7 protein-coding genes are annotated in these 9,029 nt (G+C 59.4%); 4 read left to right on the top strand and 3 right to left on the bottom strand.

The features are described 5' to 3' along the window. Window positions 1–124 precede the first annotated feature (124 nt). A complete protein-coding gene (locus tag ACJ8HB_RS20840) occupies window positions 125–1,744 on the bottom strand; it encodes an ABC transporter substrate-binding protein (RefSeq protein WP_094860166.1) in 1,620 nt (539 codons plus the stop codon). Window positions 1,745–1,919: 175 nt separating this feature from the next. Continuing rightward, window positions 1,920–2,189 carry a hypothetical protein gene (locus ACJ8HB_RS20835; RefSeq protein WP_033643162.1) on the bottom strand — a complete coding sequence of 90 codons (270 nt, stop codon included), beginning with the start codon at window positions 2,187–2,189 and terminating at the stop codon, window positions 1,920–1,922. A 710-nt stretch (window positions 2,190–2,899) separates the two neighbouring features. On the opposite strand from ACJ8HB_RS20835, the gene ACJ8HB_RS20830 reads away from it, so the two are divergent. From ACJ8HB_RS20830 to ACJ8HB_RS20815, 4 genes are all read left to right on the top strand, one after another. Beyond that, entirely contained in the window at window positions 2,900–3,475 is a 576-nt protein-coding gene (locus ACJ8HB_RS20830; protein ID WP_033653105.1) for a hypothetical protein, read from the top strand. A 275-nt stretch (window positions 3,476–3,750) separates the two neighbouring features. Next, on the top strand, window positions 3,751–4,764 hold the full coding sequence (locus ACJ8HB_RS20825) for an iron ABC transporter substrate-binding protein (protein WP_094860165.1): 1,014 nt from the start codon (window positions 3,751–3,753) through the stop codon (window positions 4,762–4,764). 33 nt (window positions 4,765–4,797) lie between these two features. Further along, window positions 4,798–6,381 carry an ABC transporter permease gene (locus ACJ8HB_RS20820; protein WP_060428216.1) on the top strand — a complete coding sequence of 528 codons (1,584 nt, stop codon included), beginning with the start codon at window positions 4,798–4,800 and terminating at the stop codon, window positions 6,379–6,381. Then, the gene (locus ACJ8HB_RS20815; RefSeq protein ID WP_094860164.1) at window positions 6,378–7,415 is read left to right on the top strand and encodes an ABC transporter ATP-binding protein; all 1,038 of its coding nucleotides are present in this window, start codon (window positions 6,378–6,380) and stop codon (window positions 7,413–7,415) included. The genes ACJ8HB_RS20820 and ACJ8HB_RS20815 overlap by 4 nt, the downstream gene beginning before the upstream one ends. 32 nt (window positions 7,416–7,447) lie before the next feature. Here ACJ8HB_RS20815 and ACJ8HB_RS20810 read toward each other — a convergent pair whose 3' ends face one another. After that, window positions 7,448–8,944 (bottom strand): alpha/beta hydrolase, encoded by a 1,497-nt coding sequence (locus tag ACJ8HB_RS20810; RefSeq protein WP_094860163.1) that lies wholly within the window; start codon window positions 8,942–8,944, stop codon window positions 7,448–7,450. Between the last annotated feature and the right edge of the window lie 85 nt (window positions 8,945–9,029).

The following is a 9,029-nucleotide window of genomic DNA, read 5'->3' as shown; positions in this document are numbered from 1 at the left end:
CAGGATAAGAAGGACCAAGAGATCGAACAGCAGATGGAGCTGTTGCAGGATTAACTCGAAAATGGCCCCCTTTTAGGGGGCGTCGTGTAAAGCCACCTCCTCAGGAGGTGGTCTTTTACATTTCTCAGTGTTCGAGAAGGTAGACGTTTTTATCGTACAAGGCGCCCTGGCGGGTAAAGTCGATCCCCTTCACGTAGGGTTTAATGAGCGTGGCGTTGGCCTCGTAGTACACCGGCGCCACCGGCGTATCGGCGGCCAGCACCGCCTCGGCCTGCTGGAAGTAGCGCTGCACCTGCTGCGGCGTCTGCGCCGCCGTCGCCTGGTGCAGAATGCGGTCATAGTCCGGGTTACGGTATTTGGCGCTGTTCTCGCTGCTGTCGGAACGGAACACGTTCAGGAAAGTAGACGGATCGTTGTAATCCGCCAGCCAGCGGGTAAAGGCCACGCCATACTGCCCGCGGTTGATATTATCCAGCGTCACTTTACGCTCCTGGCTTTGCAAGCTGGCCTCTACCCCAAGGTTCTTTTTCCACATGGCGGCGGCGGCGATGACGATCTTCTTGATGGTGGCGTCGTTGCTGTACAGCACGGTAAAGCGCAGCGGATTTTCGGCGTTGAAACCGGCCTGCGCCAGCAGTTGTTTCGCCTGGGCGTGCCGCTGTTCCGGCGTCCAGCCGGCCGCAGCGCCGGGCTGCAGGCTATAGCCTCCCGCGCCGGTTGGGGTAAAGGTCCAGGCCGGCTGTTGGCCATATCCCAGCACCTTGCCGGCGATAATCTCTTTGTCCAGCGCCAGATTCAGCGCCTGGCGCACCCGCAGGTCGTTAAACGGCGCCTGGCGATTGTTGAAGGCGAAGTAACTGGTGGAGAGCAGCGGATAGGTCACCAGCTGTTGCTCGCCGAGCGTTTTTTTCAGCTGCTGATATAGCTCCGGCGGCGTGGTATACCCCAACTCAACCTCACCGGCGCGAAAACGCGCCACTTCCGGGAAGCCCTGTATCGGCAAGAACGTCACCTTGTTGAGCACGGTGTTGGCGTTGTCCCAATACTGCGGGTTACGCTCCACCACCACCTTTTCGTTCACCACCCACTGGCTGAGGCGGAATGCGCCGTTGCCGACAAAATGCGCCGGTTGAGTCCAGTTCTTGCCGTACCGCTCCACCACCTTGCGGTTAACCGGCAAGACCGGAAAATGCACCAGTTGCTTGAGCAGGTAGGAGTTGGGCTCCGACAGCGTCACCTGCAGGGTGTGCGCGTCCAGCGCCCTGACGCCCAGCTCGCTCGGCGGCTTGCTGCCGGCGTTGATCGCCGCGGCATTCAGCACGTAGGCCGACGCCAGATAGCTGCCGTACGGCGAGGCGGTTTTCGGATCGGTGAGGCGCCGCCAGCTGTAGACAAAATCGTCGGCGGTCACCGGATCACCGTTCGACCATTTGGCCTGCGGCCGCAGATGGAAAGTCCAGACGTTGCCCTGATGCTCCCACTTCTGCGCCAGCGCCGGGACCGCTTCGCCGTCTTTACCGACGCGCAGCAACCCTTCGAACAGATCGTTAAAGATGTAGAACTCCACATTGCTCTCGGCCAGGTTCGGATCCAGCGTCGCCGGCTCATACCCGTTGGCACGCACCAGCTCTTGCACCTCCGCCAGTTTAGCGCCCGCCGGCACCTCGGCCGCCTGAGCTGCCGTCGAGTTAAAAGCCAGGAGGATTAAACCAGCCAAATTCTTGCCATTAAATGAATATTTCACGTCGATATCCCTGATTAGTGTTTTATCGCGTTCAATATGCAATGAGGCAGTGGAATAAATTAAATCATTAATCGCTATGAGTCATAACCAAAAGCGGTGTTGAATTTCTTTCATTATCAAAGGAATATCCCTCACCGCGCTTTTCGCTTTCAAACACAATGTGCGTTGCCGTCCTCTACTTGATGTTCACGGTCGTGATACCAAACAGCGGCAGGCCTTTAACCGGCTCTGGGCCGGGTTCCCCCCACACCATTAAGGATTTACCGCTCGCCTGTGCCTGGATCGCCAGATTCACCAGCAATTTCGGATAGGGTTCATTAGCCGCTACCGACAGCGGAAACACGTTTTCGTATAATCCTCCATCGATCGCCATCTCCACATGCACGCAATCATTAGCTACATCGATGACCACGATAGGATTGGTATAAAACGGTCCATTAGACATAGGTACCTCTCTCACGATTTCTTATTGAATATGATTCGTCATTCGCGTTGACAGCCCGTGTTATTAATACCTGAACGAAATGCTGAAGAACGATATGAAAAGACTGAAGAAAAAGAACGCCAATCGATAACAAGACGTCAACATTGCAACAGCTTAATTGCCATTACAGCGTTGACAAGGAACTGATGTAAGTCAAATGTAAATCCACACTTACCCGTCACCTCCATGAATACACTGAGAATATTTACAAAAAAAAGATAATGAAAAAACAATTCAATATAAATCAACTAGATGAAATATAATAACCACTTAATTCATATTAATTAATTGGTTGCAAAAAAAGGTTAACACCAAAATAATAGACAGAAGAAATCAGTAGCATTTCAATTTAAAAATAACATTAAAAACCCCTCTTGATATCTCCATAACACCTAACTACCTTTAAATGGCTTCGAGATATACATGAAGCCACCGCCGGTTATAAAACCAATAACTGGCGAATGATTGAATCAAAAATAATTACCGAAAGAGCAAACAGGAAATATAAAAACTTGCCGTGAGGATAGGATGCAACGGTCTGCTTGCCATACCGTTTTCCTTCGAGGGCAATGACTATTTCCATTCAGATGCAATTACCTGTCTGGTGGTTAACCGGATTCAGCGTGATATGCACTTCAGACTGACTCAGCAAAAATCACAGGAGTTTACCTATGCCTTCATTGCAAGATATTACGCCTGAACAGGCTAACACATTGAATAAACAATCACGTGACGCCTATAACGCGGAAGTGCAGAGCCGACAGGCGCTGCTCAACCAACATCCGCAATTGAAACCGGCGTTCAACCAGCAAGTGCATCCGCAATCCTTGTGTGGATGCGGGTGCCAACAAAATATCTGCGGCTACTTCAGCTTCCAGGGTTGTGGATGCGGGTGTGGTTGCGCGCCACATGCGGAGACCGTGCAAATTTCCGCACAGCTCGCCAATATTGGTCCCAATGCCCCATCAAGCGGTACATCGGTGCGTTTTATCGGCCAGGCCACCGGCACCGGCTCAGACGGTAACATCAACATCCCGACAATCTATTTGCAAGGCACCGTGCCCGATGCCGAAAATCTGATCGGCGTTCCGTTAACCCTGCAACTGGCCATCAACCCCGGTTCGATCGTCCTGACGCTGCTGGAGAATGGTCGGGTGCTGACCTCTTTGGTTCATCCGCCGCAGTACGCTGGCAGTATCAACGGGCAATTCTTCGGCGTCGGCAACGGTGAGTTTGTGCCGGCGTGACAAGAAGCAAGCCTGACGGGCGGCCGCCTGCGATGGCAGGTTGGCCGCTCACTGTGAGATAACACGTCCCAATTCTATTCAGGCAATCAATACAGATTATTCCAGCCGAAACTTAACTTATCCTTAAGGCAATTCATTTTGTGAGCGATCGTCAAAAATAATTTAATACGAATCGTTTTCACTATCATTATTGATGTTCTTGGCTAAAATCGGCCTGCTTGCGCTTGCCAGGCGATATTCGTTTTCCTCATTCGAACGCTAAAAAGGATAACTGCATGAAGCTGCGTATTTCATCTCTCGGCCCCATCGCCCTGCTCGCCTCCTCGATGATGCTGGCCTTCGGCGCTCAGGCGGCCTCCGACCAGGGCATCGTCATTTACAACGCCCAACATGAAAACCTGGTGAAATCCTGGGTCGATGGGTTTACCAAAGACACCGGCATCAAGGTCACGCTGCGCAACGGCGGCGACAGCGAGCTGGGCAATCAGTTGGTGCAGGAAGGCAGCGCTTCGCCTGCCGACGTGTTCCTGACGGAAAACTCCCCGGCGATGGTGTTGGTGGATAACGCCAAGCTATTCGCCCCGCTGGACGCCGCGACGCTGGCCCAGGTGGAACCGCAGTATCGCCCAAGCCACGGCCGCTGGACCGGCATCGCCGCCCGCTCGACCGTGTTCGTCTACAACCCGGCCAAACTGACCGACGCGCAGTTGCCGAAGTCGCTGCTGGATCTGGCCAAGCCGGAATGGAAAGGCCGCTGGGCCGCCTCGCCGTCTGGCGCCGATTTCCAGGCGATCGTCAGCGCGCTGCTGGCGCTGAAAGGTGAAAAAGCAACGCTGGAGTGGCTGAAAGCGATGAAAACCAACTTCACCGCCTACAAGGGCAACAGCACGGTGATGAAAGCGGTCAATGCCGGCCAGGTCGACAGCGGCGTGATCTATCACTACTACCCGTTCGTGGACGGCGCAAAAACCGGCGAAAACAGTAATAACATCAAGCTGTATTACTTCAAACATCAGGATCCGGGCGCGTTCGTCAGCATCTCCGGCGGCGGCGTGCTGGCTTCCAGCAAGCATCAGCAGCAGGCGCAGGCGTTCATCAAGTGGATCACCGGCAAACAGGGCCAGGAGATCCTGCGCACCAACAACGCTTTCGAATACGCCGTCGGCGTCGGCGCGGCCTCGAACCCGAAACTGGTGCCGCTGAAAGATCTGGACGCGCCGAAAGTAGACGCCGCGCAGCTGAACGGTAAAAAAGTGGTCGAACTGATGACCGAGGCGGGCCTGCTGTAAGGCAGGCCGGCAAACCGAGAGTTTTTGATCGTTATGTCAAACCTGAGTACCCACGCCGCGCAGACCGCGCGGCGTTATTCTATTGCCCCCCGTCACCCGCGGCCGGGGGCGATCGTGGTGGCCAGCGCCGTGTTGCTGTCGCTGCTGGCGCTGCTGCCGCTGGGATTCGTTATCGGCGTGGCGTTTGAAACCGGCTGGCAAACGGTCAAAGCTCTGGTTTTCCGCCCGCGCGTGGCGGAACTGCTGTTGAACACCCTGCTGTTGGTGGTGTTGACGCTGCCGATCTGCGCCGTGCTGGGCGTAGCCCTGGCCTGGTTGACCGAGCGCACCACGCTGCCGGGCCGCCGCCTCTGGGCGGTACTGGCCACCGCGCCGCTGGCGGTGCCGGCCTTTGTGCAAAGCTATGCCTGGATCAGCCTGGTGCCGTCGATGCACGGCCTGGGCGCCGGGGTCTTCATCTCGGTGCTCGCCTATTTCCCGTTCATTTACCTACCGGCCGCCGCCGTGCTGCGCCGTCTGGATCCCGGCATCGAAGACGTCGCCACCTCGCTCGGTTCCCGGCCGCCGGCGGTGTTTTTTCGCGTGGTGCTGCCGCAGCTGAAGCTGGCGGTCTGGGGCGGTTCGTTGCTGATCGCATTGCACCTGCTGGCGGAGTATGGCCTGTATGCCATGATCCGCTTCGATACCTTCACCACCGCAATTTTCGATCAGTTCCAGTCGACCTTCAACGGCCCCGCGGCCAACATGCTGGCCGGCGTATTGGTGCTGTGCTGCCTCGGGCTGCTGTTGCTTGAGGCTCTCAGCCGCGGCCGCGCGCGCTATGCCCGCGTTGGTTCCGGCAGCGCACGCAGCCAAACGCCGCGTCGCCTTTCGCTACCGCTCGCCGCGCTGGCGCTGCTGCTGCCGATTTCGCTGACCGCGCTGGCGCTGGGCGTGCCTTTCATCACCCTGGCCCGCTGGCTGTGGCTGGGCGGATGGGAGGCGTGGCGCAACGCCGACCTGTGGCCTGCGCTGTGGCAAACGCTGTCGCTGTCCGCCGTCGGCGCGTTGCTGATCACGCTGTGTGCCATTCCGATGGCCTGGCTGTCAGTGCGCTATCCAGCCCGGCTGTACCGCGTGCTGGAAGGCTGTAACTACGTAACCAGCTCGCTGCCCGGCATCGTGGTGGCGTTGGCGCTGGTGACCATCACCATTCACAGCTTCCGGCCGATTTACCAAACCGAAATCACCCTGCTGCTGGCCTATTTGCTGATGTTTATGCCGCGGGCGCTGATCAATCTGCGTGCCGGCATCGCACAGGCGCCGGTGGAATTGGAAAACGTGGCGCGCAGCCTCGGCAAATCGCCGGCGCAGGCGCTGTGGAGCACTACGCTGCGGCTGGCGGCGCCGGGTGCCGCGGCGGGCGCGGCGCTGGTGTTCCTGGCGATCGCCAATGAGCTGACCGCCACGCTGCTGCTGGCGCCGAACGGCACCCGCACGCTGGCCACCGGATTTTGGGCGCTGACCAGCGAGATAGACTACGTCGCCGCCGCGCCTTATGCGCTGATTATGGTGGCGCTGTCATTGCCGCTCACCTGGCTTCTTTATTCTCAATCTAAACGCACGGCGGGACTATGAGTACGCTCGAACTGCACGGTATCGAAAAATCTTATAACGCCATCAGGGTGCTGGAACGCATCGACCTGCATGTTGCCGCCGGCAGCCGCACGGCGATCGTCGGCCCTTCCGGCTCCGGCAAAACCACCCTGCTGCGCATCATCGCCGGCTTTGAAATCCCCGACGGCGGCCAGATCCTGCTGCAGGGGCAAGCCATGGACAACGGCGGCGGCTGGGTGCCGGCGCATCTGCGCGGCATCGGTTTCGTTCCGCAGGATGGCGCGCTGTTCCCGCACTTTACCGTCGCCGGCAACATCGGTTTTGGCCTTACAGGCAGCAAGCGTGAGAAACAGCGGCGCATCGAAGCGCTGATGGAGATGGTGGCGCTGGATCGCCGTCTGGCCGCGCTGTGGCCGCACGAGCTGTCCGGCGGGCAGCAACAGCGGGTCGCGCTGGCGCGTGCCCTGTCGCAGCAGCCCCGTTTGATGCTGCTGGACGAACCGTTCTCGGCGCTGGATACCGGCCTGCGCGCCGCCACCCGCAAAGCGGTCGCCGAACTGCTGACGGAGGCCAAGGTGGCGTCGATTCTTGTTACCCACGATCAGAGCGAAGCGCTGTCGTTCGCCGATCAGGTGGCGGTGATGCGCAACGGCCGGCTGGCGCAGGTGGGCGCGCCGCAAGATCTCTATCTGCGGCCGGTCGATGAGCCGACCGCCAGCTTCCTTGGCGAAACGCTGGTGTTGACCGCCGAACTGGCGCACGGCTGGGCCGACTGCGCATTGGGGCGCATCGCCGTCGACGATCGGCAACGCAGCGGCCCGGCGCGCATCATGCTGCGCCCGGAGCAGATTCAAATCGGTTTGTCAGATCCGGCGCAGCGCGGCCAGGCGGTGATCACCGGCATCGATTTCGCCGGCTTCGTCTCTACGCTCAACCTGCAAATGGCCGCCGGCGGCACGCAAATCGAGATCAAAACCGTCAGCCGCGAAGGCCTGCAGCCCGGCGCTCAGGTCAATCTCAACGTGATGGGCCAGGCGCATATTTTCGCCGGTTGACTCACTTTAGGCCGGGCTTCCGCCCGGCCTTCTTAACGGCAAATTTTGTCGCGACGCGGCTTTTTCGGCGCCAGCAGATAATCCACTACGCTTTCGTCAACGCAGCTGTCGATGCCGTTCAGCGCCAGCGTATGCCCGTCGCGTTCGCGGGTGATCAGCGGGCTTTTAAAGGCGGCGGCCATCACCTGCGCGTTGCGGTACGGCGTGGTCGGATCGTAGCGCTGGGCGACGAACAGCAGCGGCGGCAGCGCGGCGGACGCCACCGGCGTGTGCGGCCGATCTTTGCCGCGATACGGCCACAGATCGCACATCTCCAGCGGGTATTCGTGCAGCGGCAGATAGTGGGCATACAAAGCGGCGGTATTGATCTCCTGCCGCTGCCGGCGCAACTGCTGCGGATCGGCCGTCGGGTTGGCGACGTCGGCGCAGGTGATGACGTTCAGGGCGTCATCGGCATCCGGCGAATAGCTTTCGTCGATCAGATCGGAAACCTGCTGCCCGGCGATGCCGGCATCGAGCTGGCGCAGCACGGTGGCCAGCTCGTGCCAGCGCTCCGGCCACAGCAGCAGCGAACGCGTGACCGTCAGCACGTCGTCGGCGGAGATTTCATACCCCGCCGCGGTGACGAACGGCTGCTCATGCAGCTTGCGCAGCAAGGCATGATAACGCTGCAGCGCCTGATTGGCGCCGCCGCCCAGCTGGCAGCTGTCGGTTTTGCCGCAGTAGGCGGCGAAGCGCAGGAAGCTTTGCTGGAAACCCCGCTCCTGGTTCAGCCGCTGGGTGAAATCGTCCTCCGCCAGATCCACCACCCCGTCGAGCACCAGCGCGCGCGTTTTCTTCGGAAAACGCTCGGCATACAGCGCCGCCACCTTGGTGCCGTAAGAGTACGCCACCGCCGTCAGCCCCGGTTCGCCCAGCGCGTGGCGGATCGCGTTCAGATCGTTGACCGCTTCGTCGGTGCCGATATGTTGCAGCACGTCCGCGCCGGTCTGTTTGATACAGGCGGCAATCAGGGTGCGCGTCTGGCTCTCCGCACCGGACACGTCGTTGTCGTCCGGTGACGGGGTTTCGTCGCCTTCGGCCAGCTGGCAGGAGATTTTCGGCGTCGATTGGCCGACGCCGCGCGGATCGTAACCGATGATGTCGTAGGATTTTCGCAGTCTGGCGACGTGGGCGTCGTTGCCCAAATAAGGGTTAATGCCCGGCAGACCCGGCCCGCCGCTGATCATCACCACGCTGCCCTTTTTCGGCCCGGTAGCGGGCAGCAGGGTCAGCGCCAGCCGCACGGTCTGTTCGCCCGCCCGCGCCGCATGAGCAGGAGGCGTAGCGTACACCAGCGGCGCTTCAAGGTAGCCGCAGCGCAGCCCCGGCGGCGGCGGCTCATCGAACCAGCGTTGAAAGCCGCTGTTGAGACAAGATTGCCAACGAATGCCGTTCTCGGCCGCCGCGCCGTGAGCCGCAGGCCTGGCCTGGGCGGGCAATGCGGCGGCGGTCGCGGCGAGCAGCGCCAGAATACGCAGTACTGACATGGGGAGTCCTTTCAACGCAACGAATCGGTCAAAGGTTAACGGTACTCGGTTAAACCGCTAGCCAATAGAACACAAAAAACCGCGC

The organism is Serratia sp. CY27727, assembly GCF_052169275.1.
GTDB lineage: Bacteria > Pseudomonadota > Gammaproteobacteria > Enterobacterales > Enterobacteriaceae > Serratia > Serratia sarumanii.
The sequence above is the reverse complement of the archived record's forward strand: the minus strand, read 5'-3'. Positions and strand labels throughout refer to the sequence as shown.